The organism is Paenibacillus durus ATCC 35681 (genome assembly GCF_000993825.1).
GTDB classification, from domain to species: domain Bacteria; phylum Bacillota; class Bacilli; order Paenibacillales; family Paenibacillaceae; genus Paenibacillus_AQ; species Paenibacillus_AQ durus_B.
Genome location: NZ_CP011114.1, coordinates 733,119 through 757,336, shown reverse-complemented (window position 1 = coordinate 757,336; position 24,218 = coordinate 733,119). Strand labels below are relative to the sequence as shown.

Here is a 24,218-nt window from a genome sequence, read left to right as displayed (position 1 = left end):
ATTGTGACTAACTTGCTCCGAAAAGTAAAGATGCAAAACAGAAAAGAGAAAAGGAACTTCCCCGTCCGCCCGAATCAGCGAAACGCTAGGAAATTCCTTCCATGTTGTATTTGGAATTGGGGTCCCTAATTTCAACAATTCATAGTCTATCTTGCTTCCGAGCTAAAATCAAATGTCTTCTCGAAAGCATTGCGAATTTTGCGCTGCGCTTCGGTCTTGATCTTCGGATTACCCTTAAATTCCACGCCTGTGAGCGCAAGCGCCTCATCAGGAGTCAGTTGAACATCGATCGGACCTCTGCCTTGAGGATATACGGCTTGAGAATTCATGTTCGATCACCTCACGATTAATGATGTGGACCACGGCGACAGGAGATTTTGAATTCCTTCATTCATACTGGTGAACATGAAGCACTTTCACACTCAAAATATAACACGTCGTGTAAGTAATTTCAAGTGGATTTCCTCCTTTCAAAGACCTATTTTTTCAAAATTTATGAAGTTAGGACTCGTATGCGGAGAAGCGATTTCAACCTTATGAATCCGCCGATTTTTCGTCAGACCGCCTTAGTCCGCTGTCCTGTTACGCTCGCTCCCATTTTTTGATACAATGGACTCGGGTAAAATCATTACTTGCAATATAAAGGAGACATCCATGACTATACTTGAAGCCCCTTCCACAGCCTCGCTGTGGGGAGATAAACGTTTTCATACCTGGAATTACGAAATGCGCGAACAGTTTGGCGATAAAGTGTTCAAAGTCATGCTGGACGCCGGGTTCACCTGTCCCAACCGGGACGGCTCGATTGCCAAAGGAGGCTGCACCTTCTGCAGCGCAAGAGGCTCGGGCGATTTTGCCGGAAGCCGGCGCGACGATCTGGTCACCCAATTCGGAAGTGTCCGCGACCGCCAGCATCTGAAATGGCCGAACGCCAAGTACATCGGTTATTTCCAGGCATATACTAACACGTATGCGCCGGTTGAAGAACTGCGGGAATACTACGAGGTCATACTGGAACAGCCGGGTGTTGTCGGCTTGTCCATCGCCACCCGTCCTGACTGCCTTCCTGATGATGTTGTTGATTATCTGGCGGAATTGAACGAACGGACTTATCTGTGGGTCGAAATGGGACTACAGACGATTCACGAGTCCACCTCGCAGCTCATTAACCGGGCGCATGATACGGAATGCTACCTCAAGGCTGTGGAGAAGCTGCGCAGCCGGGGCATCCGCGTCTGCACGCACATTATCCATGGCCTTCCGCAGGAAACGCACGAAATGATGCTGGAGACGGTGTCCGCCGTATCGCAGATGGATGTGCAGGGGATCAAAATTCATCTTCTGCATCTGATGCGCAAGACGCCGATGGTCAAGCAGTATGAAGCGGGGCTGCTTCGCTTTCTGGAGCAGGATGAATATGTGAAGCTCATCGCCGATTCATTGGAGATGCTGCCTCCGGAAATGATTGTGCACCGTCTGACCGGAGACGCCCCCCGCGATCTGCTCATCGGTCCGATGTGGAGCCTCAAGAAATGGGAAGTGCTCAATGCGATCGACGACGAGCTGAAGCGCAGAGATACCTGGCAGGGCAAATATTGGAGGAAACGCTGATGGGTTTCCTGTCCGTGCTGAGCTTTGCCCATAAAATGGTAGAAGAGCGCCTTGCCCCCGGCGAACGCGCCGTGGATGCCACGGTGGGAACCGGAGCGGACACCTTGTTCCTTGCAAAGAAGGTGGGGCCAAAAGGCGAGGTCTACGGCTTCGACATCCAGCCCGAAGCCTTGACGCTTGCCGGGGAGCGTCTGCGCCGCGCCAGGGAGGACGAAGGGGGAAGCGCCCTTGCTCCTTCGACTCTTCTACTCAAGAGCCATGCCGTGATGATGGACGAACTGCCCCCTTCGTGGCGCGGCAGCGTCGGGGCCGTCATGTTCAACTTCGGCTATCTCCCCTCGGACGAGGCGGATAAGAGCGTGATTACTTTGCCGGACAGTTCGGTTGCCGCGCTTGAAGCTTCCCTTGAGCTTCTCCGGCCGGGAGGGATTATAACGGCGGTCCTGTACCCCGGACATTCCGGAGGCGAGCTGGAAGCGGAAGCGGCCATGGCCTGGGCGTCCTCCGTTCCGCAGCAAACGGCCAGTGCCATCGTGTACCGCCAGCTCCAGCGCAGAACGGCTCCCTATGTTATCGCACTTGAGAAAAAGAGGGTAAAAGATAACTAAACCTGAATTGGAGAGGAAGATGGACTAATGACACTGCCTTATCCTTTAAAATTTCAACCGGAATTCAAAGAACGCGTCTGGGGCGGAAGAGCCCTTGAAATGTTCGGTCTGGACCTCCCTGAAGGCCAAATCGGTGAAGGCTGGATGATCGCCGACCACCCGAACGGAACCTCGTCCGTCGTAAACGGCGAGCTTGCGGGACAAGGCCTGGACCAAATCCGTGAAAGCTACGGACGGGAATGGTTCGGCAGCAAAGGCTATTCGGAAACAGGTGGAAGATTCCCTCTACTGATTAAGCTTCTGGATTGCAACGACAACCTGTCCGTTCAGGTTCATCCCACCGACGACTATGAACGGCTGCCTAAAGGTGAATTAGGAAAGACTGAAATGTGGTACGTTCTTGACGCCAAGCCTGACGCCAAAATCATCTACGGCCTCAAGGAAGGCGTGAACCGCGAAAATCTGCGCCAAGCGCTGGAAGACGGAAGCGTGATGGATCTTCTTCAGGAAGTGCCAGTCTCGGCAGGGGACACGTTCTATATTCCAGCCGGTACGGTGCATGCTCTGTGCGCGGGCGTTGTCGTGGCGGAAATCCAGCAGAACTCCGATACGACTTACCGGATTTATGATTACGACCGGCCCGGCCTTGACGGCAAGCCGCGAGAGCTGCATATCGAAGACTCACTGAACGTGACTGCTTACGAAGGCGCTGGCGCAACTTCTATGAAGACGGATAACGCTGTACCCGGAGAATGGCTGCGGCTGGCGGAATCCCCTTATTTTATCGTGGAAAAAGGCATTGTAAGCGGCAACTGGAGCCTTGAAACCAACCCGGAAAGCTTTACGGTGCTCGTAATTTGCGAAGGAAGCGGGCATTTGATCTGGGAGGGCGGTTCCCAGCCGTATTCGGCAGGAGAGTGCTACCTGCTCCCGGCCAACCTCGGTACTTATACCATCGAGGGCCAGGCTACCCTGCTCCGCTCGTATTTGCCTTAAGCCTTATTTCATTTAGCATTGTAGGCGACGCTCCCGGCTTGGAGATTATAGCTTCTCTCAGGTCGACCTGCCGCTTGTTATTAGGAGGAACAACTGGTGACGGAATATTCCTTTACGATGACCGATCCTCTCGGCGTCCCGATACATGTGTACGAATGGCTGCCGGAGGCGGAAGGCCCCGTGCGGGGCATCCTTCAAATCTCGCACGGCATGTCCGAGACAGCCGCCAGATATGCCCGCTTCGCCGAGCGGTTGAACGCTGCGGGCTACGCGGTATATGCGGGGGACCACAGAGGACACGGCAAGACTGCGGGAAGAATCGACTTGCTCGGCGATGCTGGACAAGACGGCTTTTATTGGATGCACCGCAACCTTCTCCAGATTGCCGCAATCGCGTCCGGCAGACATCCGGGAATCCCTGTGTTTTTGCTCGGGCACAGCATGGGCTCTTTTCTGGCGCAGAAGCTGATGTGCTCGCCGGGGAGCGAAAGATACGCAGGCTATATTCTGAGCGGAAGCAACGGCCCCCGCGGAATGCTGCGGCTGGGAGAGACGCTCGCAAAGGCGCAGCTGGCGCTTATGGGCGAAAGGCACCGCAGCATGCTGCTGAACGGCATCGTGTTTGGCCCCTACAACCGCTCATTCTCCAACTCCCGCACCGCCTTCGATTGGCTGAGCAGCGACCCCGAGGAGGTCGACCGGTTTGTAGATGATCCGTTCTGCGGGGCGATCTGCACGACCCGTTTCTTCCGGGATTTCTTCCGGCTGCTTCAGGATATCCATACCGAAGCTGTGCTGGGTTCCTTGTGTAAGGACAAACCGGTATACTTATTCTCCGGCGAGAAGGACCCGGTCGGAATGAACGGCCAAGGAATCCTTCGGCTCGCGGAGCTGTATGGAAAATGCGGCGTCAGCGACCTGGAGGTGAAGCTGTATCCGGATGGCCGCCATGAAATGCTGAATGAAAAGAACCACGGCCAGGTTACAGACGATCTGCTCGATTGGCTGGTCCGCCATCTTCCCCCCGGGCAGGATCTCCTTCGGACGCAATAGGAAATAGCCGTATGAAAACACAAAGACAGGCCTCGTCCGTGTTGGCGAAGGACCTGTCTTTTTTACGATTGTCCAAAAATATGCTGTTATTTCCGTCCCACGTACAGGCCGTGATTGCTGATGCCAAGAATGGAGGAACAGTCCACATCCACCGAGCTGAATCTGTTCTAACCGTTCCGGCGCCAAGGTCCAGTATTTTATGCCCTGCGGATATGTATTATCGGCTTATTTTGTTTTTTTACGTCTCACTCTGCTGCGTTTTCTCCTGCGGATACGGATAATGCATACCTTGCTGGAAGTATGGTAGACCAGCTTTCCGGGTCCGGCTTGATCAAATTCCGTACGGGCGTCTTCGTCTGCAACCGCGCGGATCGGCTCAACCTCGTCTATATATCTTCTGGTGCCCTCCTGATGAAATTCAAGGACGGAGAACAAAACAAACTGGTTGGGAAACAGCTGCCTCATTTCTTGCCACTTCATTTCGCAATCCTCCCTTTTTACCGGTGACCCTCACGGATGAAGCACCGTTATATTCTCAACCGAGTTGAACACAGTTTACCACCTTTTGGGACATGTTTATAGCTTAAAGAGCGGAAAAATAGGGGGATTCGGAAAGCCGGGCTGCGCTGCTGAGGATCAGCGCCATCGTAGAAGAGCAGGAAAACCCACTGGAATGAGCCCGCATATGTTGGCCGCTGCCAGGAAACGAAGCTAGACGGTATGCTCCCGCGCAGACGCTATGCTTCCCAAGGCATTACAGTAAGCTCCGGCCATCTGCTCTTCCACTTCTCCGCCTTAGCGTAATACGCGCTTTCCGTAACCAGAGTCTTGTTCGGCCTTACGACCAGCCGGAATAAGTCCTCCAGGCCGAAAGGCGCGTAGACCTGCCAGCTTCCGTCCGGCTCCTTCCGCACGCCAAGTGAAGAAGCCGTCGTAGGCCAGCTGTCAATCGCCGTTTCCAGAGAAGCGTAAGGCGTAAGACCGACGCCGAACCGGCCGGGATACCACAGGTGAACGCGGCCCTGATTCTTGATGTCGACAGGAAGAGGAAGCTCCGTAAAAAGACGCTTTCCCCGCTCCACCACCTCGTTCTCCGCTTCATAGCTGAGATCCGCGTCATCGAAATAGACGATATCGATATCCGATATTCCGTACATCGGCGGTCTGCCCGTAAGCTCGTTCCAGACCGTCTGCACCAGGCAGCCCGCCCCGGTATAATACGGATACGGACCGAGGCTTCCCGCACGTTCGAACAAGTCCCCTAACCAACTGCTCTGTTCAAAAATGCCGGTGAGCCGGTCGCACAGCTCCTGATAGTTGGTCATCGCTGTCCCTCCCCGCAAGCAGGCTTTCCTTGAATTTATCTTCATACTCGGCCAGTCGAATCGAATCGCTCATTGGCATGAAGCCTCCTTGTTTCCCTTGTGAAAAAGCGTGAGGGCTCTAACGCTGACTCCCTCCGCTACTGGAGAACCCGCTGAACCGGCAGGTCATAGACTCTCGGCTTCTGACTCTCATCCTGCTGGTACAGCACAAGCAAGAGGGTGCTTTCGCCGTCCTGCGGCGGCGCTCCGGCATCCAGCGCGTTAACTTCACCGACGCCGCTTGCTCCCGCCCGCAGTCCACTGATGGAAGACAGCACCCGTGTCAGCGAAAACGGCAAAATCTCCAGCACCGCGTATTTTTGCAGATCCCGTTCGCTGATTCCCGCTGCCTGTATTTTCGCTGCCGGAGCTCCCGCAGCCAAATTCCCCGCCGTTTCGCCGGACACCGCCGCCGGGGTCCAAGCGTCGCCAAGAAGCTGAGGTCGCTCGGCAATCTCCCGGATATAGCGTCCCCATTCGTTTTTGCCAAGGACCGGCTCCCACCACACCTTGCGCGGCTTATACTTGTGGCCGAGGAAATAATCGAGCTTCATGAGACCCGTGATGATCTCCATCTCCGGCGTGCCGCGCTCCAGCAGAAACTCGTTCAGCCGGGTGAACAAATCCTCCAATTGATGTCCGATCTTTTGCCAGCCCCGGACTTCCCAGTAATCGCCGAACTCCTGGAAGAAGTCGAACGGGGATTCAAAAATATGGCGCATCAAATACTTGACTGTATGATCCAACCGGTGGCTGTTCCAGTATTTTTCCAGCACATCCTCCAGCCGCTTCAGCCGCACAATGTCCGAGAACGGCATCACATGGCTGCTCAGGATTTCATACGGCGCATGCTCCATGTAGACATAATCGTACTTGGCCGCCTGGGCGCGCAGTCCGGTGCCTCGCAGCATTTTGAGAAAGCCGAGCTGCAGCTCTTCCGGCTCCATCGCGAACACGTCGTTGAACGTTTTGCGGAACGTCGCGTAATCCTCCATCGGCAGGCCCGCAATCAGATCGAGATGCTGGTCGATGTTGCCGCTCTCCTTGATTTTCATCACCGTACGGGACAGCTTGGCAAAGTTCTGGCGCCGCTTGACCAGCTCATTCGTCTCGTCATTGGTCGACTGCACGCCGATCTCGAAGCGGAAAATGCCGGGAGGCGCGTTTTTTGACAAAAAGTCCAGCACCTCGGGCCGCATAATGTCGGCGGTAATCTCAAACTGGAACACGCAGCCGCCATGATTGTCAATTAGGAACCGGAACATTTCCAGCGCGTACTCGCGGTTGATGTTGAAGGTGCGGTCCAGGAACTTGATCGTTTTGGCTCCATTTTCAATCAAATACAAGAGATCCGCTTTGACCCGCTCAATATCGTAATACCGGACGCCGACCTCAACGCTGGACAGACAGAATTGGCAGTTGAACGGACAGCCTCGGCTCGTTTCAAAATAGGTGATTCTTTTGCCTAAATCCGGCAGATCCTCCGGAAAACGGTGCGGCGTGGGAAGCGTGTTCAGATCGCTCTTCGGACGCGGAGGGTTCACGATCACTTCTTCTCCCTTGCGGTAAGCCGCCCCGTATACAAAATGAAACTTCCGCCCGTCCCGCAACTCCTGCAGCAGATGATGGAACGTCTCTTCCCCGTCGCCGCAGACGATGAAGTCAATGCCCGGCTCGCGGTTCATCCAGTACAGCGGCTCATAGGACACCTCCGGTCCCCAAGGACGATCGTCACGCCCGGCATGATCTTCTTCAGGATGCCAATCAGCTTGACCGTCTCTTCGATGTTCCAGATGTAGCAGGAGAAGCCAATCACATCGGGCGATTGCCCAAACAAATCCGAGGCGATGTTCATCACCGGGTCCTTGATCGTGTATTCCGCCAGCTGAATGTCGAATTCATGCTGACTGTAAGCCTTGAGCAGACGGATGGCCAGCGAGGTGTGAATATACTTGGCATTGAGTGTGGCCAGGACGATCTTCATGCTGCGTATGCCCCTTTACGATTCATTGGAATACAATTCGCTTTGAAAAAAATCCAGAAATTCCTTTCCATACTTCCGGTATTTCACTTCCCCGACGCCCTTTACCTTCATCATTTCTTCTTCCGTCTGCGGGCAGACCACGCTCATCTCCCGCAGCGTCGCGTCGTTGAAAATAATATAAGACGGCACATGCTCCCGGCCCGCCAGCTCGCGGCGGATCAGGCGCAGCTGCTCGAACACCGTCTCGTTGACGGCCGACGGCGAGAGGTCGCGGCTGCGGCTGCGGTCTCTGCCGCCCGCAGCCGACCTGGACGGCCGGACGACGCGCTGCAGCACCTGCCGCTGCCCGCGCAGCACCTCGGCGGCCGACTGCTGGAGCCGCACAACCGGGTACTGGCCTTCGGACAAGGCCAGATAACCTTCGGAAATCAGCACATTGACGATTTCCGTAATTTCTTTCTCGGTACGGCCGGACATAGCGCCATGGGTCGGTAGCTTGTCGAAGCCGTACTGCAGCACCTTCTGGCTGCGCGAGCCCTTCAGCACGGACGACACCAGCGCCACGCCGAAGCGCTCGCGCATCCGGTGGATGCAGGAGAAGATCTTCTGCGCGTCGATGGTCATGTCAACGAGCTCGCGCTCGTCCGTGCAAGAGCTGCAAATGCCGCACGGCTTGTCCCCGTGAGCTTCGCCAAAGTAGTCCAGCATGGCGCTTCGCAGGCACCTTGTTGTATAGCAGTAATCGATCATCTGCTGGAGCTTGCGGTAATCATTCTGTTTGCGATCCGAGTCCTGAGGATTTTGCTCAATCAGGAACTTTTGCGTCATGATATCCTGCGCGCTGAACAGCAGGATGCACTGGCTCGGCTCGCCGTCGCGCCCCGCGCGGCCCGCTTCCTGGACATAAGCCTCCATATTCTTCGGCATATTGTAATGGATGACATAGCGCACATTCGACTTGTCGATCCCCATGCCGAAGGCGTTGGTCGCGACCATCACGCGGATATCGTCATACAGGAACGCCTCCTGGCTCTCCGCCCGCTCCTCGTCGCTCATGCCGGCATGGTAGCGGCCTGCCGCGAATCCGGCATTCCGCAGACGCTGGTACAGGTCGTCGACGTCCTTGCGGGTAGCCGCGTACACGATCCCCGGCTGGTGGGCATGCGAAGCGGCATAATCCAGCACGAACTCCTTCTTGTTCTCGCCCCGCAGCACCGACATCGCTAGATTGTCACGGCCAAGGCCGGTCACGAAGACGCCCGGACCCCGCAGACGCAGCAGCCGGAGCATATCCTCCATGACCTCGGGCGTCGCCGTCGCCGTGAAGGCCGCCAGAATCGGCCGCTGCGGAAGCTCCTCCACAAACGGCGATACCGCCAGGTAGCTGGTGCGGAAATCATGCCCCCACTGCGAGACGCAGTGCGCCTCGTCCACCGCGACGCAGGATATGGACAATTCCGCCATTTCCAGGCGGAACCAGTCCAGCTCCAGCCGCTCGGGCGCGACATAGAGCAGCTTCAGCTCGCCCCGGCGGGCGGCGCGGATGCGCTCGTTCACCTCTTTGCCGGTTAAGGTGCTGTTGATGTAAGCGGCGGGAATGCCCGCCGCCGTTAGCGCGTCGACCTGATCCTTCATTAGAGAGATCAGCGGCGACACGACGAGCGTCAGGCCCGGAAGCAGCAGCGCCGGCACCTGATAGCAGATCGATTTGCCGCCGCCGGTCGGCATAATACCGAGCGTGTCGCGGCCCTCTAGGAGACTCGCGACGATTTTTTTCTGGCCCTCCCGGAAATCGGGGTAGCCGTAATATTTTTGCAGCATTTCCTGCGCATATTCCATCGTAAGCTCTCGCGGATTCATAGTTCAAAACTCCTTAAACACTGTCTTTCTTTAGTTTACCGGACTTTGCGGCAAAGGGGCAACCATGCGCAAGAAGAAACGGCTGCGCCGTCCTGTTAGCAGCTTAAGCTTCCGAAGTAGCGATACGAGTATCGCTTTTAGGTATCGTTTCTCGTAGAAATATAAGGCAAATGATAAGCGCGAAGCTTATACTTTCTTATATTTGAACAAATGAAGCTTGTCTATTTATTTTTGAACGCTCGAAAGTTAAGATGAGGAAGAGGTGACAAAGATGTCCAATTCCCTACTGACCAAAAAAGCGTTAGCCCATTGTCTCAAAAAACGGATGGAACATACCCCACTGAATAAAATCTCCGTAAAACAGCTGGTGGACGATTGCGGGCTGAACCGTCAGACGTTTTACTACCATTTTCACGATATTTTCGAGCTGCTGGGCTGGATCTACCAGAAAGAGGCTGTCGACGGGATTGCCGATTACAGGGGCTACAGTACATGGACGGACGGATTTTATAAAATATTTCTGTATATTGAGAACAACCGCGCGTTCTGTCTCAATACGCTGGAATCGCTTGGGCGGAACCATCTGGACGCCTACCTTTACTCCGTTACGAATGATCTTATTATGGGCGTAATTAATGAATTGGCGGTGGGTATGCAGGTGAACGAGGATGACAAGCAATTTATCGCCAATTTCTATACGCTGGCGTTTACCGGCCTGCTTATCCAATGGATGAGAGACGGCATGAAGGAAAGCCCTAAGCTGATGATTGAACGGCTGAGCGTACTCCTTGAAGGACATTTTATGAGAGCTCTGCATAAATACGAGAAACAGCCGTCTTAGCCTCCGGGCCGGGATGGCTGTTTGAATGGGCGAACCTCCGGGAATTTTGTCGGAAAACTCTACATTTCCGCTCAAGTGACCAATTTTTATACACTCGGCGGGGATTGACGATACCGCGCGCAGCGGACATGGATTACATTGAACATGTGCCCGGCGAGCAAGTTTCCACGCTTTTGCGGGCGGTGCACGGAAGTATTCAATATTCATGTGGAGGCGACTGTCTGTGATACAGGAATACGAAAACAAGCAGGTTTATTTTGTCGGCGGAGGTATCGCGTCCTTGGCTGGCGCCGCTTTTCTCATCAGAGACTGCGGCTTCCCGGGAAGCGGCATTCATATTATCGAGGAAATGAGCATTCTAGGCGGCAGCAACGACGGCGCAGGCAGCGAAGAGCACGGCTATGTCATCCGCGGCGGACGGATGCTGAATGACGAGACATACGAGAATTTGTGGGATCTCCTGATGTCGATTCCCTCGCTCGACCATCCCGGAAAGTCGGTGCGGGAAGAGATTATTGCATTCGACAATGCGAATCCGACGCATTCCAATGCCAGACTGGTGAACGCAAGCGGTGAAGTGGTTGACGTGCTGTCGATGGGCTTTGATATGGCCGACCGGCTCGCTATGGGGAAGCTGATCATTACGCCCGAGGAACAAATGGGCAAGGCGCGGATCAGCGACTGGTTCGGCCCGCATTTTTTCACGACGAATTTCTGGTACATGTGGGCGACGACGTTCGCGTTCCAGCCCTGGCACAGCGCGGTCGAACTGAAGCGGTACATGATCCGGTTCATGCATGAATTCCCGAGAATCCAGACCCTGGAGGGCGTAACCCGCACCCCGTACAACCAGTATGATTCGATTATTTTGCCGATGAAAAAATATTTGGAAGACCATGGCGTCGATTTCACGCTGAGATGCACCGTGACCGATCTGGATTTCAAGGAAGGCGACGGCATTACCGTAACGGGCTTGCATGTCGTCCGTGACGGAGCTGAAGAGCAACTTGCCGTAAAAGAAGAAGATCTGGTCATTATCACGAACGGATCGATGACGGAAAGCTCCAGCCTTGGCTCGATGACCTCCGATCCGCGCCTGAATGAGAAAGGAAGCTCCTGGAAACTGTGGGAACGGATCGCCGCGAAGAAGCCCGGGCTCGGCAACCCCTCTTCCTTCGACGACCATATCGACGGCTCCAAATGGGAATCGTTCACGGTGACGTTCAGCGATAGCATCTTCTTCGATCTGATGGAACAATTCTCGCGCAACCGCCCGGGCACCGGCGCCCTGGTCACGTTCAAGGATTCGAGCTGGCTGATGTCAATCGTACTCGCGTACCAGCCGCATTTCCGGAATCAGCCGGAGCATGTCCGGGTCTTCTGGGGCTATGGCCTGTATCCCGACAAGGAAGGCGATTTCGTGAAGAAGAAAATGTCCGACTGTACCGGGGAAGAAATCATGACCGAGCTGATTGGGCATCTGCATTTCGAGGAGCACAAGGAGGCCATTATGGCGACGGCGAACTGTATTCCGTGCATGATGCCGTTCATCACCGCCCAGTTCATGCCTAGAGCCATCGGCGATCGGCCAAAGGTCGTGCCGGACGGCTCAACCAACCTGGCGTTCATCGGCCAGTTCTGCGAAATTCCGGACGACGTCGTATTCACCGAGGAATACTCGGTCCGGACGGCAAGAATCGCTGTCTATACGCTGCTTGGGGTGAACAAGCCGATCACTCCGATCAATCATTACCAGTACGACGTTAGAACACTGCTTGCGAGCTTGGTTACTTCGTTCCGGTAAGGGTTTGGCAAAAAGGGGAGGCGCACGCCGCTTCTCCCCTTCCACTTATTCGCGTTCGCGGCCCGCTGAGTTACACGCTGCAGGAACCGTCCGCACAGCCGTCGCTGCCGGATGCTTCAGCAGAGCCGCCGATCACCCGGAGCGCAGGCTCCTCCTTCTCCTCACTCCACACCTGATCCAGCACCTCGGAGAATACCGGTCCCGGCTGGGCTCCCGAAATGGCGTACTTGCCGTTAAACACAAAGAACGGAACGCCGGTAATGCCAAGCCGCTGCGCGGCCGCGATGTCCGCCTTCACTTCACCTTCGTAAGCGTTCGAATTCAGTACCGTCACCGCTTCTTCCTTGTCCAATCCAGCCGCAGCCGCGAGCGACGCCAGCGTTTCTCGGTCGCCTAAATTCAGGCCGTCCGTGAAATAGCCATGCAGCAGGCGTTCGGTAAGCTCTGCCTCAAGCCCCTTTGTCTTGGCATAATGCGCCAGCCGGTGGCTGTCATAAGTATTGGCGTGAACCATGGTGTCGAACCGGAAGTCGAGACCGACACCCAGCGCCTGATCGGCAACCTGCGCGTTCATCGTCTGGGCCTGCTCCACGGTGATGCCGTATTTCGCGGCGAGCAGTTCATGTATGCTTCTGCTGGTCGGAGCGGCCTCCGGGTCAAGCTGAAAGCTGTGATATTCGACTTCCACCTTGTCACGTTCCGGAAACTGGCTCAGCGCATGCTCAAGCCGTCTTTTCCCTATATAGCAGAAAGGGCAGACGTAATCGGACCATACCTCTATTTTCATTGGAAGACCTCCATTGACTGCTGATTTTTTAATACTCAATTACAATTATATAGTAAAATTAACATCAAGGGAACCGAAGTCAAATTGATTTTGTTTTTTAGTTGATGGCATCTGGCAAGCCTGCGAAAGTGCAGGTTTTTTCGAGCAATAGTCCGGTGTAACAAGAAATACCTACTTTGGTGCAGGAATTTCAGATTTCCCCGCCTGCATTTAAGGTTGAACGGGCAAAAAACTGTATTTTGGCAGGCATGCACTTCAGTGAAGTTCCAAGGCCGGCAAAAGATGTAGAATTTCAGGTTTTCTGCATCATTTGGTTCATCGCGCCCCGCTGCAGCTCGTACCGCACAACATGTTTGCCCGTCGCTCCTGTTGCAGCAGTAAACCATCCTTTCCCGCAGAGTGCTTGCAGCATTCGAACGGCTGTGCGATGGTTGATGCTTAAATGAGTCTCCACATCGATGGGCCGAAGGGGGCGGGCAAGCTTACAGGCCAGACGGATGATTTCCCGTTCCGCCACACTGTGCAGGTCAACCGGAGAAGACTGCGGCTGAAAGCGGCTGAGCACCATACGCAGAAGCGTGATGGTCCGTTCAGGATGATGAGCGACATCATCGTAGGCAAAAGAAATAACCTGGAAACCCATAGCCGCTAAAAAAGTTTCCCGGTTCAGCTCGTTGCAATATTTTTTTCTATCCATATCCGTCACGTGCGGGCCGAAACCTTTGATTTCGATAATGAGTCTTGCAAAGGGCGTGATCCAGGCAAAATCACAGAAATAGGATAGCCCGCGCCAATCCAAAACTTCGTATTCCGGATGCAAATGATTGAAATTTCCTTGTAGCGGCCACCATATGTTGCAGCAAAACAACTTTTCGGCGTCCCTATGGTCCCGCTCCAGACGGCCTTTTCGTTCTCCTGTTCTGCTGCCCAAATGGTATTCGATAAATGCCGCATGCGCTTCCTCAACATTCATACAGATCATCTCCTCTAAAATAACAAAAACGCCCCGGCCCATTCGCTGGAATGGATCGGGACGTTCTTCGTCTCCTACTTTGCAGTTTAACTTAAAATGAATCATTTCGCCATTACAGCCTGATTATCGGCAGACAATTACTTACATACTATTATTGACAGAAATTTAAACAGAAGCATGAATTGTCATGAAAAATGATACCCCGCCGTGTCCCATCTGAGTTATGATAGAAATGATGTGACCAAGAATCTACTTTATGGATGGTGGAATATGTTCAAGAACAGAAAAACGGCGCTGCTCCTCGCCACACTTATCATTATTATCGCCGCTGCCGCGGGAGTATGGCTGTTTATGGGCAATAAGGGAGACGATCAATCCAATACCGCCCAGACGCCGGAAACGAAGTCGCTGTCGCAGCAGTTTTATATTTACGATACGGTAGTTAGCATTAAGATTTTTGGCGATAAGGTATCCCAGAAAAATATGGACGATATCCAGCAGCTGCTGGAACGGATGGATATAGAATTCAGCAGGACGAAGGAAGGCGGCGAAATCTACAACGTCAACCTCCAAGCCGGTAAGAATGCGGTTGCGGTATCGGACGAGACGCTGGATGCCATAAAGCAGTCCATCAAATATGCCGAGGAGATGAACGGCCTGTTCGATCCGACGATCGGCCCGCTGGTAGACCTGTGGAATATCGGCAATGGCGGAGAGAAGGTTCCTCAGCAGGCCGAGATTGACAAGGCGAAGAGCCTGACCAATTACAAGGATATCATTATCGACGAGCAGGCCAAGACGGTCAAGCTCGCCAAAGAAGGAATGGTGCTCGATCTCGGGGGCATCGGCAAAGGCTATGCCGCAGACCGGATCGCCGATTATCTGAAATCGCAGGGTCTGGACAGCGCGATGATCAACCTTGGCGGAAGCAGCATTATTGGCCTTGGAACCAAGCCCAGCGGCGCACAGTGGAACATCGGGCTGCAGGACCCCGACAAGAGCCGGGGCACCCAGCTCGGAACGATTAAGATCAGCAATGAAGTTATAGACGCGTCCGGCGTTTATGAACGGTTTTTCATCCAGGACGGCGTGCGGTATCATCATATCCTTGACCCGAGAACGGGCTATCCCTCGCAGAACGGGCTCAAGAGCGTGACGATCATGAGTCCGAACGCGACCGATGCTGACGCCCTGTCCACCGGCGTATTCCTGATGGGATATGAAGAGGGGCTGAAATATCTGGAGTCGCTGCCGGAAAAGGTCGAGGCATTCTTTATTACCGACGATAACAAAATTTACGCAACCCCAGGTATCCGGGAAAGGCTTGTGCTGACGGACCCGACGTACAGCTTCGGGAATTGATGAAAGCGGCGGCTGTTCGTTTACCGGCTCAGCCAGCGCCGCAGCGTTCGCGATTTGCATAGAAAGGGAGACTGGATTTCTGTTCCGGTCTCCCTTTTCTTGTATGCCGTCTATGAACGTCTGCCGCCGCTCAATCCCCGGCTTAGCTCCGACTTTCATTCGAATAAACCGGAACGCAATACCGATCCATCCGTGTTTATTCCTGCCGGAACACAGGTGCCGTAACCGCACTCCGGCTTGACCTTTCTGCACGCTCCCGTCATTTCATGCCGATTGAATCACCGTAATGAACTCGGAGAATAGCTTCCTGAACCAAGTCTAATATCTATCCACGACGGCGCCGAGTACGGCGGCTCGGACATAGGGCTGCCCGTTCAGGCTTTGCAGGCCCTTGGCCGTGCCGGTGACGACAACTCCCAAGAGCCGGATATCGCCCGCGTCCGGTTCCGCTTTATCTTTTTTCAGATAATTGTAGATTCGCTCGTATTCGCTGTAGTATTTGCCTTTCGGCTGAAGGCCTCCCTTCAATTTCTGAATAAAATCTCCCGGCTCTGCCTTATCGTAGTCCGGTCTGATTCCAAAACCGTACACCCCGAAAGACGGCCAAAAGGGTATTGGATAGTCTAGCTTTCCGTTTCCGTCCTTATAAGGCTTGAAATGAAAGTTCGTCCGGTCATCGTACGTATCGACCCAGTACCATACCGGCCGGACTCCCGCAGGCAGCATCGCCTTCACCTCGGCAAAGGAATAATCCTTGTCGAAGGACAGCGCCATTTCCACCAGTTTCCCGGACTCCATCTGCTTCAGCGCCGGAAGATCGTTCAGCAGCTTGCCGTTATAATTCACGCCCGGCACAAAGAACGCCAGCTCCCTCTGCCCATTGAAAATGTTGTACTGCCGGTAGTACTCGTACCCCTGCTCTTTCATCTGCGGATCGGTCACGGTCAGGCCTCCGGTTCCTCCGTAGGTCCCACTAAAATTCGGGAAGTTTGTTACCTGATAATTGCTCCAATACTCATTCCAAGGTATGGGCACGCCCTCCACAATTTTATACGTATCCAGCTCCAGAACACCCGCCAGGAATCCACTTTGATCTTTGTGCCCCGATACATACTCGTTCGGCTTGCTGATCGATATATACCACCATTCGTCCGCCGATCGCTTGTTTGACTCGTGGCTGGTCAACTTAAAGACGCCAAGCAAGATGGCGAAGATCACAATCAGGCTGGCAGCTAGAGATACGGCGATAATGACTAGATAACGCAACAAAATTCTCCGTTTGGCTTTTTTGATTGTTGCTGCAAGTTCTTGATCCTCCTGTTCTTCCCAAGGAGCGGTCATTCACCCTCACCTCCGTAATAATGTTGGAATTGCTGCCTTGCGCGGTAAAGCGAAGCTTTCACCTTCCCCTCGCTGATGCCCAGAAGGGACGCTATCTCCCGATAAGACAGCTCCATTTCGTATTTCATCAATATCAGTTGTCTGTGCACAGGATTCAGCTTCCCGAGAACGCGTTCGATCAGGTCTTTTTGCTCCCGCCTTAGCAGAATCTCTTCCGGCAGCTCACTTTCCGAAGCCGCATAATCCCCGGGTTCTTCGTCATAGTGAAACCGCTTTTGCCTTCGGCACAGATCATAATAGCGGTTGATCGCAGCCTTATACAGCCAAGCGCTGAATTTGCGTTCGTCAATCGCTTCAAGATACAGCAACGCCTTGTAAACCGTGTCCTGCACAATGTCCTCCGCATCGGCGGCGCCAGCGCCCAATCGGATTAAATAACGGCAGATTTCCGCCATTTTTGGTTGAAGCAGCCGCTCCAGGTGCCCGGGCCCCATCCTGCACCCCCTTTCGGTGATATAACGATCGAACTCTCGGAATGTTGTCGCTGTGCGCAATTTTTTTGCAACCATACAAAAAAACACCTGCCGGATCACGCATCCCCCGTCAAGAGAGAATCTACGTGAAGTCGGCAAGTGCCAATAGCCGCCAGGATTTAACGCAGGTGCGGCAGTAATTAAGAAGAAACGGCTTGCGCCGTCTTTTTGAATATAAACATTAGTCCAGGAAGCCCTCTAAACGATCGGCAGTGCTGCGAATTCTTCGTAATTCCGGAAAATGTAGGTCGGCGTATGACCGGCAATGGGTTCCCGGCCTCTTGGATTGTACCAGTACATTTTCCAGCCCGCGTCCAGCGCGCCAACCACATCGTTATGCCAAGTGTCGCCCACATACACGCTGTCTTCCGCTTTCGTCCCCGTAATCCGGTTAACATAAGCGAAGATTTCCGGATTGGGCTTGGCAATGCCGACAGCATCCGAAATAAAGATCCGATCCGCAGGGATAAGCTTGTCCACGCCGAGCCCGCGTATTTTGCTCATCTGATGATCTACAGGACCGTTGGTAATGATGCCGACCACATGGCCTTCCTCCATGAGCCGCGTCAGCTGCGGGAGAACGCCGTCAATCATCTCAATGTTGTACTGGCGGCCGATATAGCCTTCCTGCACAAGCGTCGCCTGCTCCCGGCTGAGGTGTATCCCGAATTCGCTGAAAGCGATCTCCATCCGCCGCACCCGCGTCTCATCCAGAGAGAACTCTCCCTGCAGATACCTCGGCCATAGCTGGTCGCTGTGATATCTTACCCGGTCGAATAAATGCAGCACGTCCAGCACGCTCTCGTCCGGCTTAATCACTTCCCTCACCGCGTTCCGGAACGGGACAAGATGATCGTAAAGCGTATCGTCCAAATCAAAAAAAATCGCTCTTTTACCGCTGCTCTCCATTTCAACGCCCCTTAGTTTCCGCTATTGATTAGGACCGGATGAAACCGTTATCCCCGGATATTATAGTTAGAAAAATAGATTATAGCTGTAAAATTCGTCATCCCTCACGTAGCCTTGTTTCTCATAAAGCCGCTGGGCGGTAAAGTTATCGGTCCAGGTCGTCAACGTCAGCCCCTTTGTGCCGGTCTCCTTCGCAAATTCCCGGGCCGTTTCCATCAGCAGCGCACCCGCTCCGCTTTCCCGCGCCGTTTCCGTAACGTACAGATCATTTAGAATCCACAGCCGCTGCATCGTTACCGAAGAGAAAGAAGGATAGAGCTGCGTAAAGCCGACAGCGCGTTTACCGCCTTCCCCATCGTCATGGACCGCTAGAAAAATAACCGATTCCTCCCGGCGGAGCCGTTCTTCCAAAAAGGCTCTGGCGCCAGCCCTGTCCGATTCCTGCCGGTAAAAAATCCGATACTCGTCGAACAAAGGCACGATCCTCTCCAGATCCTCAAGACCCGCCCGCAACACAAAATTCCGTTTCATTTTTATCGCTCCCCTTTGTCAGACCGTTATACCGTCATTTTAAAATTGGTACTAAAGGTTTGCCATGGAGAAATTATTGCATTATTTAGACTTATCCCTAACGTGCAGTCTTTGGCACTTAAGGAAGCTCAATCCAATATCGGCAGTACCGGTTGTCCAGTTCGGCCAAATGCCCCCTGTTATTCTCAATGACCCGCCGCGATCCCTCATTATCTTCGTTGCAGGTAAGGAGTACCCGGGGGATGTCCAGATCACGCGCTTTGTCCAGGAGGCCTGCCAGCAGAGCCGTGCCGTAGCCCACTCTCCGCGCGGAGGGCCGAATGCAATATCCGATATGGCCGCCGGTGACGCGCAAAGAGTCGGTCAGCCAGTGGCGCAGCTTGCCATAGCCTACCGGTCTTCCTTCCGCATACAGAAAATACAGGGTTTGCGGCACATGTCCCGGAGCCAGACCGATCCCTGCGGAATAATCCCGCAGAAACGGAAGCAGACTCAGAAATTTGGAGTATCCGGCAATGTAGAGACTATTCACAAACCCGTTCTCCCCGGCCCCGATTTCGCGGGCCATCTCATAGATCTCCTTGCCTTCAGCAGCCGTCAGCTCGCGCAGCTCCATCGCCATGCGGCCTCATCCTTTCGATCCATAAAAAATATGGCGGGCTGCGATTTTCCCTTCCTCAATATCCAGCAGTCCGAACGAATACAGCTTCTCCCGCCGCTTGTCTGTCGGCGAACCCGGATTGAACAGCAATATGCCGTCCTCGCTTCGCATGAGCGGCTGATGGGAATGGCCGAACAGAATGCAGTCCAAGTTCTCGCCGGCAAACGCCCTCAAGGCATTGCCGTCCGTCCCCCTCCCGGTATAGGGCTGATGTCCGTGAACCATACCGATGCGCGCGCCCGTAACCGTTAAGATTTTGCGCTCGCCGAATCGCTTCACAATGTCTTGCCCGTCGTTATTTCCGGCAATTCCGTCAACCGGCGCCAGAGCGGACAGCTCGTCATAGACTTCCATATCGACCCAGTCGCCCAAATGCAGAATCAGATCGACTCCCGCCAGCCCCTCTGTCAATGCTTTCGGCAGTTTCTTCATAGGCCGGGTCATATGAGTATCCGAAACGACTCCCACTTTCATCTTGCTCCGCCTCCTCTTAATTGGGATTCATATTGTAAATTATTGTACGACGAAGACAAAGGTTTCGTCCATTCAAGCGGCTCGGGGCTCTCAAGGTAAGATACCGGCTGCCGCTACGGCTTCTTCCGCTCCAGAAGCAGCCCCTTGGCTGTTCGCTTCGCCCCGGCATAAGCGGCGGGCCGCCCCAACAGGACGCACTGCGCCGCTGACGTTCAGCGGGCCGACAGCTGCAAATAGGCTTTTACCGGACGGAATAACCGATGATTCTGCTATTCTCCCGTCTCCGAATCCTCCGGGTGTCACGCCGCCGCGCCGCTACGCATGATGCCCCCCAGGCAGCGTCAGCTTTACCGTGCCGTTATGCCTGTCGTAATCCATCGCAATATGCAGCGTCCGGCAAATGTCGTCAAGGGGAACCAGCAGCCTTCCATTCCTGAGCTCCGGCTGGACGCCTGCCAGAAGCACGCTGCGCCCGTTAACCGTCAATTCCCGTTGGGGCGCGAACTGCCTGATCCGGTCGATCGTTTGCGCGGGAGTCCGCAAATTGCTTCCCCCGTTAATGCGGCCGGCATTGAATTCTCCTCTGCTGGTCAGCCCTTCTTTTACCGTGAAGGTCAGAGGGATGCCGAGGGATGACGTAACATTAAGCACCTTGTCATTATAGGCCCCGTACGGAAAAGCGAGCACCGAATCGGTATTGCCGAGCTCCTCTCTTAGCCGCTTCTCCGCCAGTCCCAAATCTCCCTGCACTCTGCGGTAATATTCTTCGTTATATTCGTTCCGGGTCTCGTCGTCAATGTAGCGCTGCGCGACAAGCGCCGGCTCCTTCCCGCCTTCGGCGTCGACAACGTCATAGAAATGAAGATTATAGGTGTGATTGTAGAAGCCCATACCGAATTTTTTCATCTCCCGCATCTGCTGCCAGGTCAGCTTGGGCAAACCGCCCTTACCGGGATTATCGACATCGGACACGATGACGAAGTCCACCGCCGTATAGCCGTATTTTCGCAAAATTGGAAAGGCCAGCTTATAGAAGCTCTCATAGCCATCGTCGAAGGTAAGCAGTACGGCATTGTCCGGAATTTTACCATTCTCAAGCATGAACCGCCGGTACTGTTCCATTGTAATTACATGATAGCCGCCCTGTTTCAGCAGCTTCATCTGGTCATTGAACCGGTCTACCGACAAAATCGAGGGCAGCAGCGGTTTCCGGGATAGATGATGGTACATCAAGACCGCCACTTTATTTTTATAGTACACCCCTTTAGGCAAGGGCGCCGGCCGATCCCAGCGGATTTTTACACCCAGAAGGCTTTCGGCGAATGTTTGCGGAACCAGCAGCTTATGATGCAAATATTCGAGGGGACCGGATGATTTCACCACCCGCCCGCCAACCTCGAATTCGACTTCACGGGGCTCATGTCCGAAAATGACAAAAGCGGCTAAACCGGCCAGGATTGCGGCAGCCAATACAGGAACGAATAATTTTCTCAACGTAGAACTCTCCTAACCATCGTACAGTCTCGCTTCTATTTTGTATTCTTATCATATTCCGCCTTCGACCCTCATTAAGTAACAACTTTTTAATCTTTGCAGAGCATTTAATGGAAATATGTACATGACAAAAGAAGCCGGCCGAACGTCTCGGACAGCTGTCTTCCTTTCGGATAGAAAAAGATTCCATATATCGTTTTTTTTGACTTTTATTTGTATTTCCGCCAGTCCTGGCTGCTATTCTCCAGCAGATGGGCAAAATCGTTGTCCAGCCGTTTCTGCTCCGCCTTACGCGCTTCCTCCGCCTTCTTACGCTCGGCTTCTTTGCGGTCGTTCTCCTCGTTCTTCAGCTCATCGGCCTGGGCCTTCAGCTTGTTCAGTACTTCACTGCTCAGAAGGTCCTTCAAGGTTGCCGGAGCATCCTCCTTGCTCACCCGTGGAGCGTTTGGCATTTTTTTCTTTTTTGCCATTGCAATTTCCTCCTTGTTATGCTTATTTTTGTTTATCTTTGTTTTAGTCCATTGTCTTTTCGTTTATAATGAAAGCAAGAGGTGAGACAAATGAAGCAGACTTCCTTGTGTCCCCGGCTGCAAAAGAGCATGGATATTATCGGAAAGCGCTGGACCGGTCTGATCATTTACCAGCTGCTTCAAGGACCGCAGCGATTCGGCGCCATCGAAGCCTCCCTGCCTCTTAGCGGAAGACTTCTGTCCGAGAGGCTGAAGGATTTGGAACAGGAGGGCATCGTGCGCCGGGAAGTATTTCCTGAAACGCCGGTACGGATTCAGTATTCCTTGACCGACAAAGGAAAAGCGCTGGAAACGGTCATTCGGGATCTGGAGCATTGGTCCCGGGACTGGATTGAGGCCGAAACCAATTCATCCACATAGATCATTAGATCGCCGCATGAAGGGAGATCGGCCGAGCCGGTTTCCCTTCATGCGTGTTGTGCTCTAAACCTTGCGGCCAACGATAACCAAATCACGCAGTATGCCATCCATATCGGCTACTCCGGGCAGGAGCCCCCAGCGCTCGAAGCCGAATTTCTCCAGAAGCCCCAGGCTTGGCCCATTATGCCCAAATACCAAACCGACCAGATTGCTTATTCCAAGCCGCCCGCATTCCTCAAGTGCTTGGCCCACAAGCAGGCGTCCGGCTCCGCTGCCTCTATATTCTTCGGCTACATAAATGCTGATTTCCGCCGTTCCGTTATAGGCCGGCCTTTCATGGAACGACTGAAAGCTCAGCCAGGCGGCGATTCCGCCGTCTGTTCTAAGCACCCACAGCGGGCGGTGGCCGCTGCCATGCTCATGGAACCAGCCAAGCCGGTCCTCCACGCTCACGGGTTCAAGGTCGGCCGTAACCATCCGTCCCGGCACGGTGGAGTTGTAAATAGCCACAATGCCCGGCAGATCCTCCAGCGTTGCATCTTCAATACTGCTCTTCTGCCATTTCATCCATTCATTCCTCCATCCAGCCGCGAATCGAATTTTGACACTAGTTTCAAGTTAATCCATAGCCGCCTTGAAAGTCAATTCATAACGAAGCTACATCACCGTTCAGCCTACCGTGCGTCCTCCTCTTGTATGTTCTATAATGGTTTCATTGCCATTTTGTTATCGTGAATTGAAGGGAGATTATTGTACAAATGAATGAAGCTCTGAAAAGACTTGAACGAGAAATGGCTGTGGAAGGGCTGGACGCCCTGCTGATCACCGATCCCAAGCATGTATATTACTTGACCGGCTTCGCCAGCAATCCGCATGAGCGGTTCCTCGGTCTGCTGCTGAGCCGCGGCGAGGAGCCCGTGCTTATTGTTCCCGCACTTGACGCTGAATCTGCACATGCATCCTCAACCGTCTCTAAGATCGTCACGCACAGCGATACGGACGATCCTTACAGCCTCCTGAAGAATCATCTCGGATCTAAGCTTGGGAAGCTGGGCATTGAGAAGGAGCATGTCTCGGTGGCTCGCTTCGAGCTTCTGTCGAAAGCCGCGCCTGCGGACAGCTTCGCCGACATCGGTCCTCTTCTGCGCCGGATGCGCGCCATCAAATCACCGGGGGAAATCGAGCGCATGGAGCATGCGGCCAAGCTGGTGGAAGAAGTGCTTCGCCAGGGGCTTGCCCATGTGAAGGAGGGGGTCAGCGAAATCGAGCTCGTTGCGGAGCTGGAGTATTTGATGAAAAAGCTCGGCGCCGCCGGGCCCTCCTTCGATACGATGGTGCTGTCCGGGCCTAATACTGCCCTCCCGCATGGCGTTCCCGGCAGACGGCTTATCGCACCCGGCGACCTGCTGATGTTCGATCTCGGCGTATTCGCGGACGGCTATGCTTCAGACATTACCCGTACCTTCGCCGTAGGGCAGGCGGACAGTGAACTGGTCCGCATCTACGATACCGTGCTGGCCGCCAACGAAGCCGGCATTGCCGCCGCCAAAGCCGGGGCCTCCTACGGCTCGGTCGACCAGGCCGCGCGCGCCGTTATCGAAGAAGCGGGGTACGGGTCTTATTTCGTTCACCGCGTAGGCCACGGCCTTGGCATGGACACTCACGAATATCCTTCCCTGCACGGCCTTAACGGGGACATCATGGAAAGCGGCAATGTCTTTACGGTGGAACCCGGGATTTACGTGCCGGGACTCGGCGGCGTGCGGATCGAAGACGAGGTGCTCGTCACGGAGGGCGGCGCCCGGACGCTGACCCAATTCCCTAAAGGCTGGACTGTGCTGGAGCTGTGATTTCCGGCAGCGCGGCAGCAGGGACGGGAGCCTTCTCCAGTCAACCGGGCACCCGTTCTTCGCCTGTCCGTACGCATAATGTCACCTCAAGGCAGGGATAACCTGCCTTACTGCTAACCAATAAAGAGAGCCAGCGTGTCATAATCATGCGCGGCTCTCTTTTTTTATAAAAGTAATATGTGCGTCCCTTGAAAAAAAGAAAAATCGGTGAAATATTCTGCAAAAATCATTGAAGTACAGAAAATTATACCTTACATAGGCCATTTCTCCCTATTCAACCGACGGTTAATTT

At 53.9% G+C, this 24,218-nt stretch carries 25 protein-coding genes and 1 pseudogene; 9 read left to right on the top strand and 17 right to left on the bottom strand.

From position 1 onward, the window contains the following. Positions 1–146 precede the first annotated feature (146 nt). Positions 147–329: a hypothetical protein gene (locus VK70_RS03425; protein ID WP_025696012.1), complete on the bottom strand. Its 183-nt coding sequence runs from the start codon at positions 327–329 to the stop codon at positions 147–149. Between the two features lie 325 nt (positions 330–654). Between VK70_RS03425 and VK70_RS03420 the strand changes: the two genes are divergently transcribed. From VK70_RS03420 to VK70_RS03405, 4 genes are all read left to right on the top strand, one after another. Then, positions 655–1,611 carry a tRNA modification radical SAM protein MnmL/YtqA gene (locus VK70_RS03420; protein ID WP_025696013.1) on the top strand — a complete coding sequence of 319 codons (957 nt, stop codon included), beginning with the start codon at positions 655–657 and terminating at the stop codon, positions 1,609–1,611. After that, positions 1,611–2,219: a tRNA 5-(aminomethyl)-2-thiouridylate-methyltransferase MnmM gene (locus VK70_RS03415; RefSeq protein ID WP_025696014.1), complete on the top strand. Its 609-nt coding sequence runs from the start codon at positions 1,611–1,613 to the stop codon at positions 2,217–2,219. The genes VK70_RS03420 and VK70_RS03415 overlap by 1 nt, the downstream gene beginning before the upstream one ends. Before the next feature lie 27 nt (positions 2,220–2,246). Beyond that, entirely contained in the window at positions 2,247–3,215 is a 969-nt protein-coding gene (locus VK70_RS03410) for a type I phosphomannose isomerase catalytic subunit (protein WP_025696015.1), read from the top strand. Between the two features lie 96 nt (positions 3,216–3,311). Beyond that, complete coding sequence (locus VK70_RS03405; RefSeq protein WP_179945323.1) at positions 3,312–4,268, top strand: alpha/beta fold hydrolase; 957 nt, start codon at positions 3,312–3,314, stop codon at positions 4,266–4,268. A 225-nt stretch (positions 4,269–4,493) separates the two neighbouring features. Here the strand turns inward: VK70_RS03405 and VK70_RS03400 are convergent, their stop codons facing one another. From VK70_RS03400 to recQ, 4 genes and pseudogenes are all read right to left on the bottom strand, one after another. Further along, on the bottom strand, positions 4,494–4,748 hold the full coding sequence (locus tag VK70_RS03400) for a hypothetical protein (protein ID WP_025695279.1): 255 nt from the start codon (positions 4,746–4,748) through the stop codon (positions 4,494–4,496). Positions 4,749–5,005: 257 nt separating this feature from the next. Next, a complete protein-coding gene (locus VK70_RS03395; RefSeq protein ID WP_025695280.1) occupies positions 5,006–5,593 on the bottom strand; it encodes a nucleotidyltransferase family protein in 588 nt (195 codons plus the stop codon). Positions 5,594–5,730: 137 nt separating this feature from the next. Continuing rightward, positions 5,731–7,616 (bottom strand): annotated as a pseudogene (locus VK70_RS03390) (B12-binding domain-containing radical SAM protein). Positions 7,617–7,631: 15 nt separating this feature from the next. Further along, positions 7,632–9,476: a DNA helicase RecQ gene (gene recQ / locus VK70_RS03385; protein WP_046722798.1), complete on the bottom strand. Its 1,845-nt coding sequence runs from the start codon at positions 9,474–9,476 to the stop codon at positions 7,632–7,634. 271 nt (positions 9,477–9,747) lie between these two features. Between recQ and dhaS the strand changes: the two genes are divergently transcribed. Together dhaS and VK70_RS03375 are read left to right on the top strand one after the other, a co-directional pair. Further along, positions 9,748–10,317 (top strand): dihydroxyacetone kinase transcriptional activator DhaS, encoded by a 570-nt coding sequence (gene dhaS, locus VK70_RS03380; RefSeq protein ID WP_025695610.1) that lies wholly within the window; start codon positions 9,748–9,750, stop codon positions 10,315–10,317. A 223-nt stretch (positions 10,318–10,540) separates the two neighbouring features. Next, positions 10,541–12,121: an oleate hydratase gene (locus VK70_RS03375; RefSeq protein ID WP_025695609.1), complete on the top strand. Its 1,581-nt coding sequence runs from the start codon at positions 10,541–10,543 to the stop codon at positions 12,119–12,121. A 70-nt stretch (positions 12,122–12,191) separates the two neighbouring features. Here the strand turns inward: VK70_RS03375 and VK70_RS03370 are convergent, their stop codons facing one another. Together VK70_RS03370 and VK70_RS03365 are read right to left on the bottom strand one after the other, a co-directional pair. Continuing rightward, positions 12,192–12,908, bottom strand: a complete 717-nt coding sequence (locus VK70_RS03370; protein WP_025695608.1) for a DsbA family oxidoreductase — start codon at positions 12,906–12,908, stop codon at positions 12,192–12,194. Between the two features lie 292 nt (positions 12,909–13,200). Then, a complete protein-coding gene (locus tag VK70_RS03365) occupies positions 13,201–13,881 on the bottom strand; it encodes a DUF559 domain-containing protein (RefSeq protein ID WP_025695607.1) in 681 nt (226 codons plus the stop codon). Positions 13,882–14,151: 270 nt separating this feature from the next. On the opposite strand from VK70_RS03365, the gene VK70_RS03360 reads away from it, so the two are divergent. Beyond that, on the top strand, positions 14,152–15,243 hold the full coding sequence (locus VK70_RS03360; RefSeq protein ID WP_025695606.1) for an FAD:protein FMN transferase: 1,092 nt from the start codon (positions 14,152–14,154) through the stop codon (positions 15,241–15,243). 318 nt (positions 15,244–15,561) lie between these two features. Here VK70_RS03360 and VK70_RS03355 read toward each other — a convergent pair whose 3' ends face one another. From VK70_RS03355 to VK70_RS03315, 9 genes are all read right to left on the bottom strand, one after another. Beyond that, a complete protein-coding gene (locus tag VK70_RS03355; RefSeq protein ID WP_025695605.1) occupies positions 15,562–16,584 on the bottom strand; it encodes an anti-sigma factor in 1,023 nt (340 codons plus the stop codon). After that, a complete protein-coding gene (locus VK70_RS03350) occupies positions 16,581–17,078 on the bottom strand; it encodes an RNA polymerase sigma factor (RefSeq protein WP_025695604.1) in 498 nt (165 codons plus the stop codon). The genes VK70_RS03355 and VK70_RS03350 overlap by 4 nt, the downstream gene beginning before the upstream one ends. Before the next feature lie 237 nt (positions 17,079–17,315). Further along, positions 17,316–18,026 (bottom strand): HAD family hydrolase, encoded by a 711-nt coding sequence (locus tag VK70_RS03345; protein WP_025695603.1) that lies wholly within the window; start codon positions 18,024–18,026, stop codon positions 17,316–17,318. A 66-nt stretch (positions 18,027–18,092) separates the two neighbouring features. After that, a complete protein-coding gene (locus VK70_RS03340; RefSeq protein ID WP_025695602.1) occupies positions 18,093–18,557 on the bottom strand; it encodes a GNAT family N-acetyltransferase in 465 nt (154 codons plus the stop codon). 118 nt (positions 18,558–18,675) lie between these two features. After that, a complete protein-coding gene (locus tag VK70_RS03335) occupies positions 18,676–19,179 on the bottom strand; it encodes a GNAT family N-acetyltransferase (protein WP_025695601.1) in 504 nt (167 codons plus the stop codon). Positions 19,180–19,185: 6 nt separating this feature from the next. After that, complete coding sequence (locus tag VK70_RS03330) at positions 19,186–19,692, bottom strand: metallophosphoesterase family protein (RefSeq protein WP_025695600.1); 507 nt, start codon at positions 19,690–19,692, stop codon at positions 19,186–19,188. A gap of 90 nt (positions 19,693–19,782) precedes the next feature. Next, a complete protein-coding gene (locus VK70_RS03325) occupies positions 19,783–19,995 on the bottom strand; it encodes a hypothetical protein (protein WP_046722796.1) in 213 nt (70 codons plus the stop codon). Positions 19,996–20,007: 12 nt separating this feature from the next. Then, positions 20,008–21,186: a polysaccharide deacetylase family protein gene (locus VK70_RS03320; protein WP_025696031.1), complete on the bottom strand. Its 1,179-nt coding sequence runs from the start codon at positions 21,184–21,186 to the stop codon at positions 20,008–20,010. A 209-nt stretch (positions 21,187–21,395) separates the two neighbouring features. Then, the gene (locus VK70_RS03315; protein WP_025696030.1) at positions 21,396–21,656 is read right to left on the bottom strand and encodes a YqkE family protein; all 261 of its coding nucleotides are present in this window, start codon (positions 21,654–21,656) and stop codon (positions 21,396–21,398) included. 90 nt (positions 21,657–21,746) lie between these two features. Here VK70_RS03315 and VK70_RS03310 point away from each other — a divergent pair, with 90 nt between their 5' ends. Further along, a complete protein-coding gene (locus VK70_RS03310) occupies positions 21,747–22,076 on the top strand; it encodes a winged helix-turn-helix transcriptional regulator (RefSeq protein WP_025696029.1) in 330 nt (109 codons plus the stop codon). Between the two features lie 63 nt (positions 22,077–22,139). On the opposite strand, the gene VK70_RS03305 is transcribed toward VK70_RS03310, so the two are convergent. Continuing rightward, positions 22,140–22,643 carry a GNAT family N-acetyltransferase gene (locus VK70_RS03305; protein ID WP_025696028.1) on the bottom strand — a complete coding sequence of 168 codons (504 nt, stop codon included), beginning with the start codon at positions 22,641–22,643 and terminating at the stop codon, positions 22,140–22,142. 191 nt (positions 22,644–22,834) lie between these two features. Here VK70_RS03305 and VK70_RS03300 point away from each other — a divergent pair, with 191 nt between their 5' ends. Continuing rightward, entirely contained in the window at positions 22,835–23,926 is a 1,092-nt protein-coding gene (locus tag VK70_RS03300; RefSeq protein WP_046722792.1) for a M24 family metallopeptidase, read from the top strand. Positions 23,927–24,218 lie beyond the last annotated feature (292 nt).

Coding starts and splice junctions, on each gene's coding strand:
- VK70_RS03425 (WP_025696012.1), bottom strand. CDS start 329: ATGAATTCTCAAGCCGTATATCCTCAAGGCAGAGGTCCGATCGATGTT.
- VK70_RS03420 (WP_025696013.1), top strand. CDS start 655: ATGACTATACTTGAAGCCCCTTCCACAGCCTCGCTGTGGGGAGATAAA.
- VK70_RS03415 (WP_025696014.1), top strand. CDS start 1,611: ATGGGTTTCCTGTCCGTGCTGAGCTTTGCCCATAAAATGGTAGAAGAG.
- VK70_RS03410 (WP_025696015.1), top strand. CDS start 2,247: ATGACACTGCCTTATCCTTTAAAATTTCAACCGGAATTCAAAGAACGC.
- VK70_RS03400 (WP_025695279.1), bottom strand. CDS start 4,748: ATGAAGTGGCAAGAAATGAGGCAGCTGTTTCCCAACCAGTTTGTTTTG.
- VK70_RS03395 (WP_025695280.1), bottom strand. CDS start 5,593: ATGACCAACTATCAGGAGCTGTGCGACCGGCTCACCGGCATTTTTGAA.
- recQ (WP_046722798.1), bottom strand. CDS start 9,476: ATGAATCCGCGAGAGCTTACGATGGAATATGCGCAGGAAATGCTGCAA.
- dhaS (WP_025695610.1), top strand. CDS start 9,748: ATGTCCAATTCCCTACTGACCAAAAAAGCGTTAGCCCATTGTCTCAAA.
- VK70_RS03370 (WP_025695608.1), bottom strand. CDS start 12,908: ATGAAAATAGAGGTATGGTCCGATTACGTCTGCCCTTTCTGCTATATA.
- VK70_RS03365 (WP_025695607.1), bottom strand. CDS start 13,881: ATGAATGTTGAGGAAGCGCATGCGGCATTTATCGAATACCATTTGGGC.
- VK70_RS03360 (WP_025695606.1), top strand. CDS start 14,152: ATGTTCAAGAACAGAAAAACGGCGCTGCTCCTCGCCACACTTATCATT.
- VK70_RS03355 (WP_025695605.1), bottom strand. CDS start 16,584: ATGACCGCTCCTTGGGAAGAACAGGAGGATCAAGAACTTGCAGCAACA.
- VK70_RS03350 (WP_025695604.1), bottom strand. CDS start 17,078: ATGGGGCCCGGGCACCTGGAGCGGCTGCTTCAACCAAAAATGGCGGAA.
- VK70_RS03345 (WP_025695603.1), bottom strand. CDS start 18,026: ATGGAGAGCAGCGGTAAAAGAGCGATTTTTTTTGATTTGGACGATACG.
- VK70_RS03340 (WP_025695602.1), bottom strand. CDS start 18,557: ATGAAACGGAATTTTGTGTTGCGGGCGGGTCTTGAGGATCTGGAGAGG.
- VK70_RS03335 (WP_025695601.1), bottom strand. CDS start 19,179: ATGGCGATGGAGCTGCGCGAGCTGACGGCTGCTGAAGGCAAGGAGATC.
- VK70_RS03330 (WP_025695600.1), bottom strand. CDS start 19,692: ATGAAAGTGGGAGTCGTTTCGGATACTCATATGACCCGGCCTATGAAG.
- VK70_RS03315 (WP_025696030.1), bottom strand. CDS start 21,656: ATGGCAAAAAAGAAAAAAATGCCAAACGCTCCACGGGTGAGCAAGGAG.
- VK70_RS03310 (WP_025696029.1), top strand. CDS start 21,747: ATGAAGCAGACTTCCTTGTGTCCCCGGCTGCAAAAGAGCATGGATATT.
- VK70_RS03305 (WP_025696028.1), bottom strand. CDS start 22,643: ATGAAATGGCAGAAGAGCAGTATTGAAGATGCAACGCTGGAGGATCTG.
- VK70_RS03300 (WP_046722792.1), top strand. CDS start 22,835: ATGAATGAAGCTCTGAAAAGACTTGAACGAGAAATGGCTGTGGAAGGG.